This window comes from Micromonospora sp. DT43, from assembly GCF_049841645.1.
In the GTDB taxonomy this organism is placed as follows: Bacteria; Actinomycetota; Actinomycetes; order Mycobacteriales; family Micromonosporaceae; genus Micromonospora.
In genome coordinates this window covers 1-17,701 of the sequence record NZ_JBNCKR010000026.1, presented here as the reverse complement: position 1 = coordinate 17,701, position 17,701 = coordinate 1, and the positions used below count along the sequence as shown (strand labels likewise).

Below are 17,701 nucleotides of genomic sequence, written 5' to 3'. Positions count from 1 at the left end.
ACTGGGCAACCCCAGCCGAACGCCTGGACCACCTCATCGCCGCCTAACGATTGCACTCACCCCTTGACCCCAAGCCGGCGGACGAGGCAATAACTTCATGATCGACAGGGGTGGCGCGACAGGGGTGGCGCGGCAGAGGGGGCGCGCAGGGGGCGTTACAGGATCGGGGGCGGGCTGTAGGTTGCCGCGTTTGGATGGGTTTCTACCACTGTGGTGATGCGGCGGTTTACCGCTTCCACCTGGGTCTTCGCTGCGCCCACGAAGGCGCCGCGGTCGGCGACCAGGGTGTCGATGTCGGCACGGGACAGGCCGAGGCGGCCATCGGCGGCCAGGCGGTCGAACAGGTCGTTCTCCGGGGCGCCCTTCTCGCGCATGGCCAGCGCCACGGCGACCGCGTGTTCCTTGATCACCTCGTGTGCGACCTCCCGGCCGACGCCGCGCCGGACGGCCGCCACCAGGATCTTGGTGGTGGCCAGGAAGGGCAGGAACCGCTCCAACTCCCGGTTGATCACCGCCGGGTACGCGCCGAACTCGTCGAGCACGGTCAGGAACGTCTGGAACAGCCCGTCGGCGGCGAAGAACGCATCCGGCAGAGCCACCCGCCGGACCACCGAGCAGGACACGTCCCCCTCGTTCCACTGGTCACCGGCCAGCTCACCGACCATCGACAGGTAGCCCCGGATGATCACCGCGAAGCCGTTCACCCGCTCCGACGAGCGGGTGTTCATCTTGTGCGGCATCGCGCTGGAGCCCACCTGGCCCGGCTTGAAGCCCTCGGTGACCAGCTCCTGACCGACCATCAGCCGGATCGTGGTGGCCAGCGACGACGGTGCGGCGGCGGTCTGCGCCAGCGCCGACAGCACGTCGAAGTCCAACGAGCGCGGGTAGACCTGCCCGACGCTGTCCAGCACCCGCGCGAAGCCTAGGTGCTCGGCGACGCGGCGCTCCAGCTCGGCCACCTTGTCGGCGTCGCCGTCGAAGAGGTCCAGCTGGTCGGCGGACGTGCCGACCGGGCCCTTGATGCCGCGCAGCGGGTAGCGGGCGATCAGATCCTCCAGCCGCTCGTACGCGATCAGCAGCTCCTCCGCCGCTGAGGCGAAGCGCTTGCCAAGCGTGGTGGCCTGCGCCGCCACGTTGTGCGAACGACCCGTCATCACCAGCTCGGTGTGCTCGTACGCGAGCCAGGCCAACCGGGCGAGGGTGGCCACCACCCGGTCCCGGATCAGCTCCAGCGAGGCGCGCACCTGGAGCTGCTCGACGTTCTCGGTGAGATCCCGGGAGGTCATCCCCTTGTGCACGTGCTCGTGCCCGGCGAGCGCGCTGAACTCCTCGATGCGGGCCTTCACGTCGTGCCGGGTGACCCGTTCCCGCTCCGCGATCGAGGCGAGGTCGACCTGGTCGAGCACCCGCTCGTACGCCTCGACCACGCCGTCCGGGACGGGCACGCCCAGGTCACGCTGCGCACGGAGCACGGCGAGCCAGAGCCGCCGCTCCATCCGGACCTTCTCCTCCGGTGACCAGAGGGCGACCAACTCGGGCGAGGCGTACCTGTTGGCGAGCACGTTCGGGATCGTCGTCACGTACCTCATTCTCTCCTACCCGGCGGTCCGGCCGGCCAGGAGGCCACCAGGGTGCCGGTGGGACCGCGTGGCCGTTTTGTCGCCCCGGACCGTGCGCCACCTACCGGTAGTGGATCATCCTCCTCTCTGACTCCGGCGACGCCGGATCCTCCACCTCGACAGAGGGCATGCATGCGCAAGAATCTCCTCGCCGGTCTCACCGTGACCGCGGTGACCGGCGGCACCCTGTTGGCAACGGGCGGACCCGCCCAAGCGGTCGAACCAACGGTTTTCTACGTCAATAAGGCTGCCGCCGACTGCTCCGACCAGGGGCCCGGATCCGAAGCAGCGCCGTTCTGCACGATCGGTGCCGCCGCTGCCGTGGTGACCGCCGGCACGACGGTCTACGTCGACGGCGGCCTTTACGCCGAGCGGGTCACCGTCACCCGCAGCGGCACACCGGAGGCGTCGATCGCCTTCATCGCCAGGACCTCAGAAAGGCCGGTCACGCTTGTCGGGCCGACTGCGGGCCTGGTCGTCGACGGGCAACACGACATCCACCTCGAGGGGTTCAACGTCAGCGGGGCGGCCGACGTGCCCGCCCTCGACCTACGCAACGCCTCGAACATCCTGGTCGCGGGCGGCAGGTTCACGATGACGGCCGTCGCGACGGCGCCCGCCATCCGACTCGTCGACGTGACGGGAGCGCTGCTGGAAGAGGTCAGGGCCACCGGAGCGACACCTGCCGGCGGGCTGACCATGGATGCTGCCACCAGCGGGGTGACAGTCGACGACGTAATAGTGGCCGCCACGCCGATCCAAGCCGCTAACGAGGGGAGCGTGGGCATCCGCATCGACGGGCCGCGCAACACCATCCTCGGCAGCGATGTCACCGGCTTCTCCGGCCCCGCCATCGAGGTGGGCCCTGGCGCCTCCGACACGGTGGTGGCCAACAACCGAATCTTGGGCGGGATCGGTTACGGCATCCACAACCGTGGCGCCACGGGCACGGCCATCGCGAACAACGACATCCAGGATCGCTGCCTCGGCGGAGTCCGGATCGACGGGGCGTCCTCCCGCGTCTCGATCCAGAACAACGTGCTCCGCAACAACGGCGCCTTCTCCCAGGTCTACTGCGATCGACAGGCCCCCGCAGGAGTCGAGGTCGGGGTCTACGACGAGGCACCGGCCGGCACGGTGATCGATTACAACAACGTCTGGCACTGGAACGCGTCCGCGCCCAGCTACTCCTGGAACGGCACCCTGATGGGGCTCACCCGCTTCCGCACCGTTTCCGGGCAGGCCGCACACGACCGGGAAACGACGAGAAATCAGGACAACGTCGACTCGGCGAACTCAGCGGCACCCGGCTACCAGGAAGTCGACAGCGCGGGCCTGCCACGTCGTGACGACCCGGCCGTGCCGAACACCGGTGCCGGCCCGATCACGTACGCCGACCGTGGCGCGACGGAGCCGGCCAAGCACCCGGTGTCGTCCTTCGAGGCGACCCTGGACCTCGGCACGAGCACGGTCAGCCTGGACGCCTCCGCCTCCCAGCCAGGCTTCGTCCCGATCGATCGATACGAGTTCACATTCGGCGACGGCACCTCCGTCGCCCAGGCGAGTCCGCGCATCACACACAAGTACGCCACGCCGGGCACCTACGAGGTCACCGTCAGCGCCAGCGGCGCCGACGGCCTGTCGGGCAGCAGCACCGAGCGGGTGAGCGTGCTGCGGCGGACGGCGACAGTGGGCTTGCTCGCCCTGTCCAACCTGCGCTACGTCGGCACCACCGCGCCGAACCTCCTGCCCAACCAGGTCGGGTTGACGGCGACCGCGCAGTACGACCTGGCGGACGCCGGCAACGGCCAGGTCGCCCTCCTGTCCCGGGCCAGCGGCCTCTACGTCACCCGGACTTCATCCGACCCGGGAACGCTGAACGCCACCAGCCAGGTGGTCGGCACCCTGGAAGAGTTCACGATCGTCCGAAACAGCGACGGCACCGTCAGCCTCAAGGGGAGTAACGGGCTGTACGTCGCCGCCGAGCCCGGCGGAGCCGTCGCCCTGTCGGCCAGCCGATCCGCCATCGGCCCCTGGGAGAAGTTCCACCAGGTGCCGGTCGCGGACGCGAACAGGTCTCTGAAGGCCAGCGTCAACGGCCTCTACGTCGTGGCCGAGAGCGCAGGTGTGAAGCCGCTGATCGCGAACCGGCCGACCGTCGGTGCGTGGGAGCTGTTCGACGTCGTCGACCTCGGCGCCGGCCAGGTCGGCCTCTTCGCCCGCGCCAACAACCGCTTTGTCACCGCCGAGAGTGCCGGCACCAAACCCCTGATCGCGAACCGGCCCACGGTCGGCCCCTGGGAGCGGTTCACCATGACCCGCAACAGCGACGGCACGGTGAGCTTCAAGGCCGTCGTCAACGGCCGCTACGTCAGCGCAGACGGAGCCGGGGCGAAGCCACTGATCGCCAACCGTACGGCCATCGGCATCTGGGAGAAGTTCACACTCGGCTGAGCCGTCCACGACACACGACGCCCGCCCGGCTCAGAACCGGGCGGGCGTCGCCCGTCAGCGCTCCAGGATCGCCGTCACGCCCTGGCCGCCGGCCGCGCAGATCGAGATCAGGCCACGCCCGCTCCCCTTTTCGGCGAGCAGCTTCGCCAGCGTCGCCACGATCCGCCCGCCCGTCGCGGCGAACGGGTGCCCGGCGGCCAGCGACGAGCCGTTCACGTTGAGCCGGTCGGTGTCGATCGCGCCCAGCGGCGCATCCAGGCCGAGCCGGTCCTTGCAGAACTCCGGCGACTCCCAGGCGGCGAGGGTGGCAAGCACCTGCGACGCGAACGCCTCGTGGATCTCGTAGTAGTCGAAGTCCTGCAACGTCAGCCCGGCACGGGCCAGCATCCGCGGCACCGCGTACGCGGGGGCCATCAGCAGCCCCTCGTCGCCGTGCACGAAGTCCACGGCCGCCGTCTCGGACCAGCTGAACCAGGCGAGCACCGGCAGGCTGTGTTCCCGCGCCCACTCCTCGCTGGCCAGCAGCACAGTGGACGCGCCGTCGGTGAGCGGCGACGAGTTCCCGGCGGTCATGGTGGCCTGCTCGGCGTCCGGGCCACGGGTGCCGAAGACCGGCTTCAGCGAGCCGAGCTTCTCCAGGGTGCTGTCCGGGCGCAGGTTCTGGTCCCGGGTGAGCCCCAGGTAGGGCGTCATCAGGTCGTCGAAGAAGCCCCGCTCGTATGCGGCGGCGAGCCGCTGGTGCGAGCGCAGCGCCAACTCGTCCTGCGCGCGCCGCTCGACCTGCCACTGCGCGGCGGTGCGGGCGGCGTGGTCCCCCATGGACAGGCCGGTACGCGGCTCGGCGTTGCGCGGGATCTCCGGCTTGAACGGCTGGAGCGGGCGCAACTTCGCGGCGATCTTCATCCGCTGGCCGAGCGTGCGGGCCGAGTTGAGCTTGAGCAGCGTGCGCCGCATGTCCTCGTTGACCGCGAGCGGGGCGTCGGAGGTGGTGTCGACGCCGCCGGCGATGCCGACGTCGAGCTGACCGAGGGCGATCTTGTTGGCGACCAGGATGGCCGCCTCCAGGCCGGTGCCGCAGGCCTGCTGGATGTCGTAGGCGGGGGTGTGCGGGTCGAGCCGGGAGCCGAGCACCACCTCGCGGGTGAGGTTGAAGTCGCGGGAGTGCTTGAGCACCGCCCCGGCCACCACCTCGCCAATCCGCTGCCCGGCCAGCCCGTAACGGGCGATCAGGCCGTCCAGCGCCGCGCCGAGCAGATCCGCGTTTGACGCGTCCGCGTAGCGGGAGTTGGAACGGGCGAAGGGGATGCGGTTGCCCCCGATGACCGCGACCCGCCGGATGCTCTGCACGATCCGCCTCCTCGACAAGTGTTGCTCGAACCCTACTCGCCAGTAGGCTACGCGCATGACCGACAGGTACGCGAGCTTCGTCCAATCGGCCGCCGGCCGCGCGCTGGTCAAGCGCCTCGGGCTGCCCGACCCGCCGCGACTGCGCCGACACCATCCCGGCGACCCGCTGCTGACCGGGCCGGCCCTGCTCGGCGCGGCCGGCGGGGGCCGACTCGTCGAGCCGGTCACCACGATCCTGACCGCCGCCGGGGTCGAGCTGCGCGACACCGGCACGGCCGGACCACAGGACCGCTTCGGCGCCCTGGTGTACGACGCCACAGGCATCACCGACTCGACCCAACTGCGGCAGCTCTACGACTTCTTCCACCCGCAGGCCCGGGCGCTGCTGCCCAGCGGTCGGGTGATCGTGCTCGGCACTCCGCCGCAGGAGTGCCCGACACCCCGTGAGGCGACAGCACAGCGCGCCCTGGAGGGGTTGGTCCGCAGCATCGGCAAGGAGTTCGGTCGGGGCACCACGGCGCAACTCGTCCAGGTAACTCGCGACGCCAACGAAACCAGCCTGGAATCGACACTCCGGTTTCTGCTCTCCGGCCGGTCCGCGTACGTCTCGGGGCAGGTCATCCGGGTGGGCCCCGGCGCGGCCAACGCCCCGGCCGACTGGAACCGCCCGCTGGACGGGCAGGTGGTGCTTGTCACCGGGGCCGCCCGGGGCATCGGCGCGGCCCTCGCCCGGGTCCTCGCCCGCGACGGCGCACAGGTGATCGCCCTGGACGTCCCGGCGGCCGGTGACGCCCTCGCCGCCGTGGCGAACGACATCGGCGGTACGGCGGTGCAACTCGACCTGACCGCGCCGGACGCGCCGACCCGGCTCGCCGACCACCTGGCCAGCCGACACGGCCGGGTCGACGTGGTGGTGCACAACGCCGGCATCACCCGGGACAAGACGCTCGGCCGGATGGACGCCGACCGGTGGGACCAGGTCATCGACGTCAACCTGTCCAGTCAGGAGCGGATCAACGACGTGCTGCTGGAGCGGGAACTGATCCCGGCCGGCGGCCGGATCATCGGCGTCTCCTCGATCGCCGGGATCGCCGGCAATCGCGGCCAGACCAACTACGCCACCAGCAAGGCCGGCGTGATCGGCCTGGTCGACTCCCTCGCCCCGGCTCTGCGCGAGCGAGGGATCAGCGTCAACGCGGTGGCCCCCGGATTCATCGAGACCCGGATGACCGCGCGCATCCCGCTTGTGGTCCGCGAGGCGGGCCGGCGGATGAACAGCCTGGCGCAGGGCGGTCTGCCGGAGGACGTGGCCGAGACGATCGGCTGGCTGGCCTGGCCGGCCAGCGGCGCGGTCAGCGGCAACGTGGTCCGAGTCTGCGGCCAGAGTCTGCTGGGGGCGTGATGGCCAGGAGGAGAGAGCCCGCGAGGGAACCCGACGACCTATCGGTCCACGACCTGATCGAAGGCCCCACCGAGATCCTGTCGTCCGAGACGCTTGACGCGATCCGCCGGCCGGAAGCCGCCGGCCCCGACCTGAGCGTCGAGCAGACCCACGACCTGACGGCCTCGGCGGCCGAGGTGACACGTGACCTCGGCGGGGACGGTCGGGCCGGCACGGGCAGCCGGACCCGCGTGGAGCTGCCCCGGATGCCCGCGTCGGGCGCGCTGTACCGGCGGGCCGCGCTCGGCACGCTGCCCGGTCTCGGTGGTGGACGGCGCGGGACCGACCTGCCGGCTGTCGAGTTCGCCGTGGCCGGGGTGCGGACCGACCGGGCGCACCTGGCCGACTACGACCGGGTCTGCGGGTTCCGGCTCACCGACCGGCTGCCCGCGACGTTCCCGCATGTCCTGGGCTTCCCGCTGGCCCTGCGGCTGATGACCGCGCCGGGCTTTCCCCTTCCGCTGATCGGCCTGGTGCACGTCGGCAACCGGATCACCACGCGCCGCCCGATCACCGCAGACGAGACCCTCGACTTCACGACGTACGCGGAGAACCTGCGTCCACACGACCGGGGGCGGCAGGTGGACGTGGTGCTTGTCGGCTCGGTCGACGGCGAGGAGGTGTGGCGCGGCGTATCGACGTACCTGGGTCGGGAGCGCAAGGCCGATGCAGGGCGCGACCGGAGCGAACGTCCCGCGACACCGGCCGCCACGGCTCGTTGGCGGGTGGAGCCGCGCGTCGGCACGGAGTACGCGCGGGTCTCCGGGGACCACAACCCGATCCACACCTCTCGGCTCGGGGCGCGATTGTTCGGCTTCCGCCGGCCCATCGCGCACGGGATGTGGAGCAAGGCGCGCTGCCTGGCCGCGCTGGAGACCCGGCTGCCGGACGCCTGCACCGTCGAGGTGGCGTTCAAGCTGCCCGTACCGCTGCCGAGCACTGTCAACTTCGCCCTCCTCCCGGACGGCGGGTTCGCCCTGCACGACTCGCGCGGCCGACCGCACCTGGCGGGTCTCCTGCGCTGACGAGCGCCCCTCTTGGCAGGGGCACTCGCATACGCTAAGTTGTTCTCAGAAAGAGATGTTCTCAGAGTGAGAGAGACGCGATGAACGAGCAGGAGTTCCTGGCCGCGTACGACCCGCGGGACTACCCGTCGGTCGCCGTGACCGTCGACGTGGTGGCCCTGACCATCCGCGACGACGCGCTGCACCTGCTGCTGATCCGGCGCGGCGAGGCACCCTTCGCCGGCCACTGGGCGCTGCCCGGTGGGTTCGTCCGCCCCGACGAGGACCTGACCGCCGGCGCCCGACGGGAGCTGGCCGAGGAGACCGGGCTCGGCGGGGAGGGGCTGCGCCGCGTACACCTGGAGCAGTTGGGCAGCTACGGCGCTCCCGACCGTGACCCGCGGATGCGTGTCGTGTCGATCGCCCACCTCGCGTTCGCCCCCGACCTGCCCGATCCGGCCGCCGGCACCGACGCCGACGAGGCGATCTGGCTGCCGGTGACCGCGCTGACCAGCCGGCAGCTCGCCTTCGACCATGGCCGGATCATCGACGACGCGTTGGAGCGGGCCCGGTCCAAGCTGGAGTACACCCCGCTCGCCACGCGCTTCCTGGCCGCCGAGTTCACGATCAGCGAGCTGCGTGCCGTCTACGAGACGGTCTGGGGTCACGCGCTGCACGCCGGCAACTTCCACCGCAAGGTGCTCTCCGTCCCGGGCTTCGTGGAGAGCACCGGCGCCAGCACCGAGCGCGGTGGTTCCCGGGGTGGCCCCCGCGCCCGGCTCTACCGGGCCGGCGACGCCCGCCTGCTGCACCCGGCGCTGCTGCGCCCCGCCCGCGAGGAGACGGTGCGATGAGGGCGGCCGAGGCCATCGGCCTGGTCGCGGCGGCCCGCACCGACGCCGACCTGTTCGGCGCGGACCAGCCGGCCCGCCGCTACCGCGAGCTTGTCGCGGCCCTGCACCCCGACCGCCTGCCGGCCGACCCTGCGGTACGCGCCGAAGCCCTCGACGCGTTCGTCCACGTCACCACCCGGTGGCAGGCCCGGCGGGTCACCGTCCTCGGCGACTACCGACTCGGCACGCCTGCCCACTCGGGTGACCTGGCCGACCTCTACGACGTCGGTGCCGACCGGCTGCTCAAGCTCCCCCGCAGGCCCACCGACAACGACCTGATGGCTCGCGAGGCACACGCGCTGCACACCATCGCCGAGCGCGGCGACCCGCGCTACCTGCCGTACGTGCCCCGGCTCGTCGACGAGTTCCCGCACCGCGACGCCGCCGATGGTGCCGAACGGCGGATCACCGTGCTCGCCACCGCACCCGGCCTGCACGACCTGGACGAGGTGCGGCACGCGTACCCCCACGGGTTGGACGCCCGGGACGTGGCCTGGATGTGGCGGCGGCTGCTGGTGGTGCTCGGCCTTGCCCACCGGGCGGGCCTGGTGCACGGCGCGGTCCTGCCGCGCCACGTGCTGATCGAGCCGGACGCCCACGGCGTCGTGCTCGTCGACTGGTGCTTCTCCGCGGCCGTGGGCAGCACGATTCCGGCGCTGGTACCCGGCCAGGAGGAGTGGTACCCGGAGGAGATCCTCCGCAGGCGGCCCTGCGGCCCGGGGACCGACATCGCGATGGCCAGCCGCTGCATGAGCTGGCTGATGGGGCCCCGTGCGCCCCGCGAACTGCACACCTTCGCGCAGGGTTGCCGGCAGCGGCACCTGGACGGCCGGCCCGACGACGCCTGGCGTCTGCTGCGCGAACTCGACCAGGTGCTGGACCGGCTCTACGGGCCACGCACCTTCCGACCCTTCACCCTCACCCCCTAGGGAGCTGTCATGGGCAGTGGAATCTGGTCCACCGACGTGTACGACGCCGCCGACCGCTACCGGCGCTCCACCGGCCGCAGCGCGTTCTCCTACAGCGACAGCGGGGCACGCACCGTGCACCCCGCGCTCGACCCCCGCGACGCGAGCCGGGAGAGCCGCGACTCCGACGAGCACCCGCAGTCGACGCCCATCGCGGTGCTCTTCGACGTGACCGGCTCGATGCGCAGGGTGCCCCGCGCCCTGCAGACCAAGCTGCCGCAGTTGCTCGGGCTGCTGCAACGGCAGGGGTACGCCAGCGACCCGCAGATCATGTTCGGCGCGATCGGCGACGCCACCTGCGACCGGGTGCCGCTGCAGGTCGGCCAGTTCGAGTCGGACAACCGGATGGACGACGACCTCGGCCGGATCGTCCTCGAAGGCGGTGGCGGCGGGCAGATGAGCGAGTCGTACGAGCTGGCCCTGTACTTCATGGCCCGGCACACAGTCACCGACAACTGGGAGAAGCGTGGCCGGCGCGGCTACCTGTTCATCATCGGCGACGAGCTGGCGTACCCGCAGGTCAAAGCCCGTGAGGTGGCCGGCCTGATCGGCGACGACCTGGGCGAGAACGTGCCGTTGCGGCAGGTCGTCGACGAGGTGACGCGCCGCTGGGACACCTACTACCTGCTCCCGGCCGGCAGCCACTACGCCGGCAACGCCACGGTGCTCGACTTCTGGCGGGACCTGCTCGGGCAGAACGCCGTCGTCCTCGACGACCTGGACGCCGTCTGCGAGACCATCGCGCTCACCATCGGGCTCGGCGAGCAGGCCATCGACCTGGACGAGGGCCTGCGCCACCTGGACCACGCCGGTTCCCGCGCCACCGGCACCGTGTCGAAGGCCCTGGCCCGCCTCGGCCGGGGACGGCGGGCCGAGGTGTCGACGCTGCCGGCGTTCCGCGACACCACCGGCGGGGTGACCCGACTGTGAGGCACGTGGCGGTGGTCGACCTCGGCTACGGCGACGCCGGCAAGGGCACTGTCGTGGACTGGCTCTGCGCCACCCGCCAGGTGCACACGGTGGTCCGCTTCAACGGGGGCGCGCAGGCGGCGCACAACGTCGTGCTGCGCGACGGGCGGCACCACACGTTCGCGCAGTTCGGCGCGGGCACGTTCCACCCCGGCGTCGGTACGCACCTGTCCCGGCACGTGGTGGTGGACCCGTTGGCGCTGGCCGCTGAGGCCGACCATCTCGCCACGGTCGGGGTGCCCGACGCGCTCGACCGGCTGACCGTCGACTCCGACGCGCTGCTCGCCACCCCGTACCACCGGGCCGCCAACCGGGCCCGGGAGATCGCCCGGGGGGCCGACCGGCACGGCTCCTGCGGGCTGGGGGTGGGCGAGGCCGTCGCGTACGGTCTCGCCCACCCCGACGACGCGCCCCGGGTCGGCGACTGCCGCAGCCCAGGTTTGCTGCGTCGCAGGTTGACCGCCCTGCGGGACCGGCTGACCGCCGAGCTCGGCCCGCTGGACGCGCCGCCGGTCGAGGACTGCCTGCCCGCGTTCACCGGGTTCGCCGGGCGGGTCGCCATCGTCGACGGGACCTGGCTCGCCGGGGCGCTGCGCACCGGGACCTGCGTGTTCGAGGGCGCGCAGGGGGTGCTGCTCGACGAGTGGCACGGCTTCCACCCGTACACGACGTGGAGCACCACCACGTTCGCCAACGCGGACGGCCTGCTCGCCGAGGCGGGCCAGTCCGGCGAGGCGACCCGGCTCGGGGTGCTGCGGATCGTCACCACAAGACACGGCGCCGGCCCGCTGGTGACCGAGGACCCGGCCCTGCCGCTCGCCGACCCGCGCAACCCGACGAACCCCTGGCAGGGCCGGTTCCGGTTCGGCCACTTCGACGCGGTCGCCCACAGGTACGCCCTCGCCGCGGCCGGCGGTGTCGACGGCCTGGCGCTCACCCACCTCGACCTCGCCGGCCCCGACCTGCGGATCTGCCGCCGCTACGACACCACCGACCGGCTCACCCCCGGCCCTCCCGGGGACCTGGACCGGCAGGCCGCGCTCACCGCGCGCCTGCTGCGCTCGCGGCCGGTGTACGACGACCCGCCGGCGGACTGGGTCGAGGCGATAGGCACCGAGCTGGACACCCCGGTGGCGCTGACCTCGCACGGCCCCACCGCCGACGACAAGAGGACGCACGGCCCGCTGCTCGCCCCACCCGCCCTGCTGCGCTCGGCCTGACGCGCGGGACCGGAGGGGGTGATCCGCCGACTCGGCCACCGGGCGGCTCGCGCCCGGCGAGCATGAGGGCATGGACTCCGCGCTCGACCTGCTCCGACAGCTCGTCACCTCACCATGGGTGTACCTGCTGATCTTCGGGCTCACGGCGGTCGACGCGTTCTTCCCGGCCGTACCCGGTGAAGCGGCAGTCATCAGCGCCGCCGTGCTCTCCACCAGCGGGAGCCCCAACCTGGCGGCGGTGATCGTCGCGGCCGCGCTGGGCGCCTGCGCGGGCGACCACATCTCGTACGCCATCGGGCGCGGCGGTGGCGCGAATCGCCTCGCCGGGTTTCCCGACGGCAGCCGACGGCGGGCCAGCTCGGAGTGGGCCCGCCGTGCGTTGGACCAGCGTGGCGGGCTGATCCTGACGACCTCCCGCTACCTGCCGGGCGGCCGGACCGCTGTCACCCTCACCATGGGCGCCGTGCGGTATCCCCGCCGGTCGTTCCTGCTCTACGACGCGATAGCGACTGTCACCTGGGCCCTGTACTGCGGGCTGCTCGGCTACTTCGGTGGGCTGGCCTTCGAGCGCCACCCCATCAAGGGTGTCCTCGCCGGGCTCGGCCTCTCCGTGCTCGTCACGCTGGGCATCGAGGGCGTCCGCTGGCTGCGCCATCGCGCGCACCGCCGCGCGGCCACCCGCGACTGACCCGGCGACTCGACGTCACAGCAGGTCGGCGTCGTGCACCAGGATCGCCAACTGCACCCGGTTGCCCGCCTGCAGTTTCGCCAGCGCCCGGCTGACGTGTGCCTTCACGGTGGCCTCGCTCATCGTCAACCTCCGGGCGATCTCCGCGTTGCCGTGCCCGCGCGCCACCTCTCGGACGATCGCCAGCTCCCGCTCGGTCAGCGACGCCAACCGCTCACGGGCCGCGTCCCGGCGGGCCGGACCACGCTCGGCGAACGAGCTGATCAGGCGGCGGGTCACCGTCGGGGCGAGCATGGCGTTCCCGGCGGCGACCGTACGGACGGCGGCAGCCAACTCGCGAGGCGGGGTGTCCTTGAGCAGGAAGCCGACCGCACCGGCCCGCAGCGCCCGGTGTACGTACTCGTCGAGGTCGAAGGTGGTCAACATGATCACCTTCGGACCGGCGGCGACCACCTCGGGCGCGATCGTCAGCCCGTCGACGCCCGGCATCCGCACGTCGAGCAGCACCACGTCGGGGCTTAACCGTTTGGCCTGCTCCAGCGCGCCGACGCCGTCCCCTGCCTCACCGACGACCGCGATGTCCTCCGCCGCTTCCAGGATCAACCGCAGCCCGGCACGGACCAGTTGCTCGTCGTCGACCACCACCACCCGGATCACGCCGCTCCCGCCAGCGGAATGAGGGCGCGGACCAGGAAGCCGCCGTCCACCGGAGTCGCCTCCAACCTGCCGCCGAGCAGCTCGACCCGCTCCCGCAGCCCGAGCAGCCCCTGCCCGGCACCGGGCAGCGCCGACCCGCCCGTGGACGGGCCGTTGCGGACCAGCACCTCCAGCCCGTCGGGCAGGTAGCGCAGGCAGACGGTCGTCTCGGCATCGGGCGCGTGCTTGCGCACGTTTGTCAACGCCTCACGGACCACCCGGTACGCGGTGCGCCCCAGCGTCGCCGGCAGTGCCGTCGGCGCGCCCTCGTCCTGCCGGGTCACCCGCAGCCCGGCGGCACGGGACTCCCCGATCAACTCGTCCACCGCGTCGAGCCCTCGCTCCGGCGTCACGGCCAGGCCGGCCTGCCGCAGCACACCCAGCACCTCACGCAGGTCGGTGAGCGCCTGCCGGCCGGTCGTCCGGATCAGCGCGGCGGCCTCGACGGTCCCCGGGTCCACGGCGGTCACCTCCAGCGCCCCGGCATGCACCACCATCAGCGAGACCCGATGCGCCACCACGTCGTGCATCTCCCGGGCGATCCGGGTCCGCTCCTCGGCGCGAACCCGGTCGGCGCGGGCCTCCTGCTCGCGTTCCAGCCGCTCGGCGCGGTCCCGCAGAGCGGCGAGCGTGTCCTGACGGGCCCGCACCCAGAGGCCGAAGACCAACGGCAGCCCGACCAGGCAGGCGGCGAGCAGCAGCACGTTGCCGGTGGTGGCGGTGGTGATCCGGCGTACGCCACCGACCGCCAGCCCGACCAGCACCCCGCCGGCCAGCACCATTGCCGCGCCGGCGAGGTAGCCGCCGAGTTGGCGACCGCGCAGCCGCAGACCCGCCTGGTACGAGGCGACCACCCCGGCGGCCGCCGCGGCGAGCACCAACCAGCCGACCGCCGCGGCCAGGAACAACGGCCAGCGACGGGTCCGGACCGTGCCGGCTGCCCACGCCGAACCCAGTGCGATCAGCAGCACGGCCGCGCCCGGCAGCGGCGAACGGACCCCGAGGTCACCGGTCGCGCTGCCCCAGACGGTCACGGCGACCAGGGCGGCGAGCAGCGGCGGGGCGTACCGATGGACGACCCACCGGAGGGCGACGGTGGAGGCCACGCGGTGAGCGTATGGCTTCCCGGACGGCTCGGCCCGTCCCGCGCCGTCGAACCCGGGTGGGCTGGGGGATGACCCCGACCCGGAGTCCGGGCCGGCCGCTACCTAAGTAGTGCCGCCCGCCTGACCACTGGCCGATGTCGGGAGCCGCCGGCCGCACCAGCATCAGCACCATGGATCTACTCGATCTGCTGCACGACACGATGTCCTCGCCCTGGGTGTACCTGGCGATCTTCGCGATCGCGGTGCTCGACGGTTTCTTCCCGGTGGTCCCGAGCGAGACGGCTGTGATCACCGCGGGGGTGTTCGCGGCCTCGGGAGCGCCGTACCTGCCAGCGGTGATCGTGGTGGCCGCCGCCGGAGCGCTGGTCGGCGACCACGTCTCGTACGCCATCGGGCGGGGCGGTGGCACGCGGCTGCTCGACCGGCTGCCGCCCGACGGTCGACGCCGAGCGGCCGTCGAGCGGGCCCGTCGGGGGATCGCCACCAGGGGCGGTCTGATCCTCACCGTGGCCCGCTACGTTCCGGGCGGCCGGACCGCTGTCACCCTCACCATGGGTGCGGTGCGGTATCCCCGGCGACGTTTCCTGGCCTTCGACACGCTGGCCGCCAGCTCGTGGGGCCTCTACTCGGCGCTTGTCGGCTACGTCGGAGGACTGGCCTTCGAGCAGGACCCGCTGCGTGGTCTCCTGCTCGGTCTGGGCCTCGCCCTGACGGTGACGGTGGTCGTCGAGGTGGTCCGCTGGCTCCGCAACCGCCGCCGGACCGGCGAATCGGGCAGCGACTCTGTCTCCGCCGATGCCGTCAGTCGGCCGGTGGACGCCAGGTGACGCCGTGCAGGAGTTGGGCGGCCCCGAGCCAGGCCACGTTCATCATCCGGGTGGCCGTCTTCTCCGGGTCCGCCTCCGGGTGGTCCGCGAGCCAGTCGGCAAGCGACTCGGTCGCCCCCACCAGTGCGTACGCGACGACCTCCAGGTCGACGGCGGCGATCTCGCGGCCCTCCTCGCGCAGCGCGTGGTCGAGCATTCCGGCGACCACCTCGACCAGCCGGGCGCGCATGGTGGCCAGCTCGCCGGCGAACGGCTGCTCGCCCCGGGCCTGCCGGTAGAGCACCGCCCAGCCGTCGCGGTGTGCGCCGACGAAGCCGAAGAACGCCCGCAGCCCGCGCCAGAGCCGCTCGTCGGCCGGCAGGTCGGGGGCCGCCGCCCCGGCGATGGCCTGCATCATCCGGGTCCCCTCCCGGTGCAGGCAGGCGACGAACAGCTCCTCCTTGGTGCCGAGGTACGCGTACACCATGGGTTTGGAGATGCCGGCGTCCTCGGCGATCTCGTCCATGCTGGCGGCGTGGAAGCCGCGTCGGGAGAAGACCTTGACGGCCGCGTCGAGCATCTGCTGCTCGCGGACGGCGCGCGGCAGGCGCTTGAAGGCGGGGACGCTGGACACCTTGCGAGCATACCTACTCGTGCGTAGGGTTACGCACGAGTAGCCAAATCTTCCGGAAGGCGCACCTGATGACTGACTTCGACCCGGCCAACTTCGCCAACGTCGGCCCCAAGGAGTTCGCCCAGCTGGTCAAGTCCACCCCGGACGACAAGATCGCCCAGGTGATGTCCGGTGACCTGCGCGGCAAGGTCCTGGGCGAGGTGTTCGGCCGGATGCCGTCGCTGTTCCGCGCGGACCGGGCCGGCTCCACGAACGCGGTCATCCACTGGATCATCACCGGTCGCCCGGACGGCGGCAGCGACACCTACGAGGTGGTCGTCGCCGACGGCAAGTGCGAGGTGAACCAGACCCCCCAGCACGACCCGAAGCTGAGCCTGACCATGGGCCCGGTCGAGTTCCTGAAGATCGTCTCCGGTGGCGCCAACCCGGTGATGATGTTCATGACCGGCAAGCTGAAGGCGAAGGGCGACCTCGGCCTCGCCGCCAACATCGCCAACCTGTTCGACATCCCCAAGGCCTGACATGGCCGAGTTCTCGCTCGACCTGAACGAGGAACAGCGGGATCTACGCGACTGGGTGCACGGCTTCGCCGCCGAGGTCGTGCGCCCGGCCGCCGCCGAGTGGGACGAACGCGAGGACACCCCCTGGCCGGTGATCCAGGAAGCCGCCAAGGTCGGCCTCTACGGCTTCGAGTTCCTCGCCACCTGCTGGGCCGACCCGACCGGGCTCTCCCTGCCGATCGCCAGCGAGGAACTCTTCTGGGGTGACGCCGGCATCGGCCTGAGCATCTTCGGCACCTCGCTCGCCGTCGCCGCCATCTACGGCGCCGGCACCCCCGACCAGCTGGTCGAGTGGGTTCCGCAGTGCTTCGGCGACGTCGACTCGCCGGCCGTCGCCGCGTTCTGCACAAGCGAGCCGGAGGCGGGCTCCGACGTCAGCGCGATGCGTACCCGGGCCGTCTACGACGAGACCACCGACGAGTGGGTGCTCACCGGCCAGAAGGCGTACGCCACAAACGGCGGCATCGCCGGAGTGCACGTGATCACCGCCTCCGTCGACCCCGCGCTCGGCTCCCGGGGGCAGGCGGCGTTCGTCGTACCGCCCGGCACCCCCGGCCTGGCCGCGACCCGCAAGCTGCGCAAACTCGGCCTGCGCGCGTCGCACACCGCCGACGTCTTCCTCGACGGCGTACGCGTACCCGGCCGCTGCCTGCTCGGCGGACGCGACGCCCTGCTGGAACGCCTGGACCGCGCCCGCTCCGGGCAACGGGCCACCGGACAGGCCGCGATGCGCACCTTCGAGCTGTCCCGACCCACCGTCGGCGCGCAGGCGCTCGGTGTGGCCCGGGCCGCCTACGAGTACGCCCTGGACTACGCGAAGGACCGCGTCCAGTTCGGACGGCCGATCATCGAGAACCAGGCCGTCGCGTTCGCGCTCGCCGACATGCGGATGGAGATCGACGCCGCCCGGCTGCTGGTCTGGCGCGCCTCCTGGATGGGCCGCAACAACCGCCCGTTCACCGCGGGTGAGGGCTCAATGTCCAAGCTCAAGGCCGGCGAGGTGGCGGTGTCGGTCACCGAGAAGGCGGTGCAGTTGCTGGGCGGGGCCGGCTTCCTGCGCGACCACCCCGTCGAACGCTGGTACCGCGACGCCAAGATCTACACCATTTTCGAGGGTACGTCCGAAATCCAGCGACTGGTCATCTCCCGGGCGATCTCCGGCCACCGCATCTGAGCTGGACGAGCTTCCTCACGGCGATCAGCGGGGCCCGGGGATGTCGTCCCGGGCCCCGCTGGTGGTGTGGGTCAGATGCCGTAGATGAACTGTTGGTCGACGGGGCCGGCGTTGTTGGTGTT

At 72.0% G+C, this 17,701-nt stretch carries 16 protein-coding genes; 11 read left to right on the top strand and 5 right to left on the bottom strand.

Going from position 1 to position 17,701, the window contains the following annotated elements:
• Positions 1 to 155: 155 nt before the first annotated feature.
• Positions 156 to 1,580, bottom strand: a complete 1,425-nt coding sequence (gene purB / locus ACLQ26_RS32915) for an adenylosuccinate lyase (RefSeq protein ID WP_425748260.1) — start codon at positions 1,578 to 1,580, stop codon at positions 156 to 158.
• Positions 1,581 to 1,751: 171 nt separating this feature from the next.
• On the opposite strand from purB, the gene ACLQ26_RS32910 reads away from it, so the two are divergent.
• Positions 1,752 to 4,073: a PKD domain-containing protein gene (locus ACLQ26_RS32910; RefSeq protein WP_425748259.1), complete on the top strand. Its 2,322-nt coding sequence runs from the start codon at positions 1,752 to 1,754 to the stop codon at positions 4,071 to 4,073.
• 54 nt (positions 4,074 to 4,127) lie between these two features.
• Here ACLQ26_RS32910 and ACLQ26_RS32905 read toward each other — a convergent pair whose 3' ends face one another.
• Positions 4,128 to 5,420 (bottom strand): acetyl-CoA C-acetyltransferase, encoded by a 1,293-nt coding sequence (locus ACLQ26_RS32905; protein WP_425748258.1) that lies wholly within the window; start codon positions 5,418 to 5,420, stop codon positions 4,128 to 4,130.
• Positions 5,421 to 5,475: 55 nt separating this feature from the next.
• Between ACLQ26_RS32905 and ACLQ26_RS32900 the strand changes: the two genes are divergently transcribed.
• From ACLQ26_RS32900 to ACLQ26_RS32870, 7 genes are all read left to right on the top strand, one after another.
• Positions 5,476 to 6,822 carry a 3-oxoacyl-ACP reductase gene (locus tag ACLQ26_RS32900; RefSeq protein ID WP_425748257.1) on the top strand — a complete coding sequence of 449 codons (1,347 nt, stop codon included), beginning with the start codon at positions 5,476 to 5,478 and terminating at the stop codon, positions 6,820 to 6,822.
• A gap of 245 nt (positions 6,823 to 7,067) precedes the next feature.
• Complete coding sequence (locus ACLQ26_RS32895; protein WP_425748261.1) at positions 7,068 to 7,886, top strand: MaoC/PaaZ C-terminal domain-containing protein; 819 nt, start codon at positions 7,068 to 7,070, stop codon at positions 7,884 to 7,886.
• 80 nt (positions 7,887 to 7,966) lie between these two features.
• Complete coding sequence (locus tag ACLQ26_RS32890; RefSeq protein WP_425748256.1) at positions 7,967 to 8,719, top strand: NUDIX hydrolase; 753 nt, start codon at positions 7,967 to 7,969, stop codon at positions 8,717 to 8,719.
• On the top strand, positions 8,716 to 9,687 hold the full coding sequence (locus ACLQ26_RS32885) for a serine/threonine protein kinase (protein WP_425748255.1): 972 nt from the start codon (positions 8,716 to 8,718) through the stop codon (positions 9,685 to 9,687). Before ACLQ26_RS32890 ends, ACLQ26_RS32885 begins: the two co-directional genes overlap by 4 nt.
• A 9-nt stretch (positions 9,688 to 9,696) precedes the next feature.
• Positions 9,697 to 10,656, top strand: coding sequence for a hypothetical protein (locus tag ACLQ26_RS32880; RefSeq protein ID WP_425748254.1), 960 nt, complete (start codon positions 9,697 to 9,699; stop codon positions 10,654 to 10,656).
• Positions 10,653 to 11,915 carry an adenylosuccinate synthetase gene (locus tag ACLQ26_RS32875; RefSeq protein ID WP_425748253.1) on the top strand — a complete coding sequence of 421 codons (1,263 nt, stop codon included), beginning with the start codon at positions 10,653 to 10,655 and terminating at the stop codon, positions 11,913 to 11,915. The genes ACLQ26_RS32880 and ACLQ26_RS32875 overlap by 4 nt, the downstream gene beginning before the upstream one ends.
• Positions 11,916 to 11,985: 70 nt before the next feature.
• Positions 11,986 to 12,603 carry a DedA family protein gene (locus ACLQ26_RS32870; protein ID WP_425748252.1) on the top strand — a complete coding sequence of 206 codons (618 nt, stop codon included), beginning with the start codon at positions 11,986 to 11,988 and terminating at the stop codon, positions 12,601 to 12,603.
• A gap of 15 nt (positions 12,604 to 12,618) precedes the next feature.
• Here ACLQ26_RS32870 and ACLQ26_RS32865 read toward each other — a convergent pair whose 3' ends face one another.
• A complete protein-coding gene (locus tag ACLQ26_RS32865) occupies positions 12,619 to 13,260 on the bottom strand; it encodes a response regulator (protein ID WP_425748251.1) in 642 nt (213 codons plus the stop codon).
• Positions 13,257 to 14,405, bottom strand: coding sequence for a sensor histidine kinase (locus ACLQ26_RS32860; protein ID WP_425748250.1), 1,149 nt, complete (start codon positions 14,403 to 14,405; stop codon positions 13,257 to 13,259). Before ACLQ26_RS32860 ends, ACLQ26_RS32865 begins: the two co-directional genes overlap by 4 nt.
• 170 nt (positions 14,406 to 14,575) lie before the next feature.
• Between ACLQ26_RS32860 and ACLQ26_RS32855 the strand changes: the two genes are divergently transcribed.
• Entirely contained in the window at positions 14,576 to 15,232 is a 657-nt protein-coding gene (locus ACLQ26_RS32855; RefSeq protein WP_425748249.1) for a DedA family protein, read from the top strand.
• Here the strand turns inward: ACLQ26_RS32855 and ACLQ26_RS32850 are convergent.
• Positions 15,207 to 15,845 (bottom strand): TetR/AcrR family transcriptional regulator, encoded by a 639-nt coding sequence (locus ACLQ26_RS32850; RefSeq protein WP_363681099.1) that lies wholly within the window; start codon positions 15,843 to 15,845, stop codon positions 15,207 to 15,209. The two genes, ACLQ26_RS32855 and ACLQ26_RS32850, sit on opposite strands and share 26 nt — an antisense overlap.
• 68 nt (positions 15,846 to 15,913) lie before the next feature.
• On the opposite strand from ACLQ26_RS32850, the gene ACLQ26_RS32845 reads away from it, so the two are divergent.
• Together ACLQ26_RS32845 and ACLQ26_RS32840 are read left to right on the top strand one after the other, a co-directional pair.
• Positions 15,914 to 16,366 carry an SCP2 sterol-binding domain-containing protein gene (locus ACLQ26_RS32845; RefSeq protein WP_425748248.1) on the top strand — a complete coding sequence of 151 codons (453 nt, stop codon included), beginning with the start codon at positions 15,914 to 15,916 and terminating at the stop codon, positions 16,364 to 16,366.
• 1 nt (position 16,367) lies between these two features.
• Positions 16,368 to 17,579 carry an acyl-CoA dehydrogenase family protein gene (locus tag ACLQ26_RS32840; protein WP_425748247.1) on the top strand — a complete coding sequence of 404 codons (1,212 nt, stop codon included), beginning with the start codon at positions 16,368 to 16,370 and terminating at the stop codon, positions 17,577 to 17,579.
• Positions 17,580 to 17,701 lie beyond the last annotated feature (122 nt).

Coding starts and splice junctions, on each gene's coding strand:
- ACLQ26_RS32910 (WP_425748259.1), top strand. CDS start 1,752: ATGCGCAAGAATCTCCTCGCCGGTCTCACCGTGACCGCGGTGACCGGC.
- ACLQ26_RS32900 (WP_425748257.1), top strand. CDS start 5,476: ATGACCGACAGGTACGCGAGCTTCGTCCAATCGGCCGCCGGCCGCGCG.
- ACLQ26_RS32895 (WP_425748261.1), top strand. CDS start 7,068: ATGCCCGCGTCGGGCGCGCTGTACCGGCGGGCCGCGCTCGGCACGCTG.
- ACLQ26_RS32890 (WP_425748256.1), top strand. CDS start 7,967: ATGAACGAGCAGGAGTTCCTGGCCGCGTACGACCCGCGGGACTACCCG.
- ACLQ26_RS32885 (WP_425748255.1), top strand. CDS start 8,716: ATGAGGGCGGCCGAGGCCATCGGCCTGGTCGCGGCGGCCCGCACCGAC.
- ACLQ26_RS32880 (WP_425748254.1), top strand. CDS start 9,697: ATGGGCAGTGGAATCTGGTCCACCGACGTGTACGACGCCGCCGACCGC.
- ACLQ26_RS32870 (WP_425748252.1), top strand. CDS start 11,986: ATGGACTCCGCGCTCGACCTGCTCCGACAGCTCGTCACCTCACCATGG.
- ACLQ26_RS32855 (WP_425748249.1), top strand. CDS start 14,576: ATGGATCTACTCGATCTGCTGCACGACACGATGTCCTCGCCCTGGGTG.
- ACLQ26_RS32845 (WP_425748248.1), top strand. CDS start 15,914: ATGACTGACTTCGACCCGGCCAACTTCGCCAACGTCGGCCCCAAGGAG.
- ACLQ26_RS32840 (WP_425748247.1), top strand. CDS start 16,368: ATGGCCGAGTTCTCGCTCGACCTGAACGAGGAACAGCGGGATCTACGC.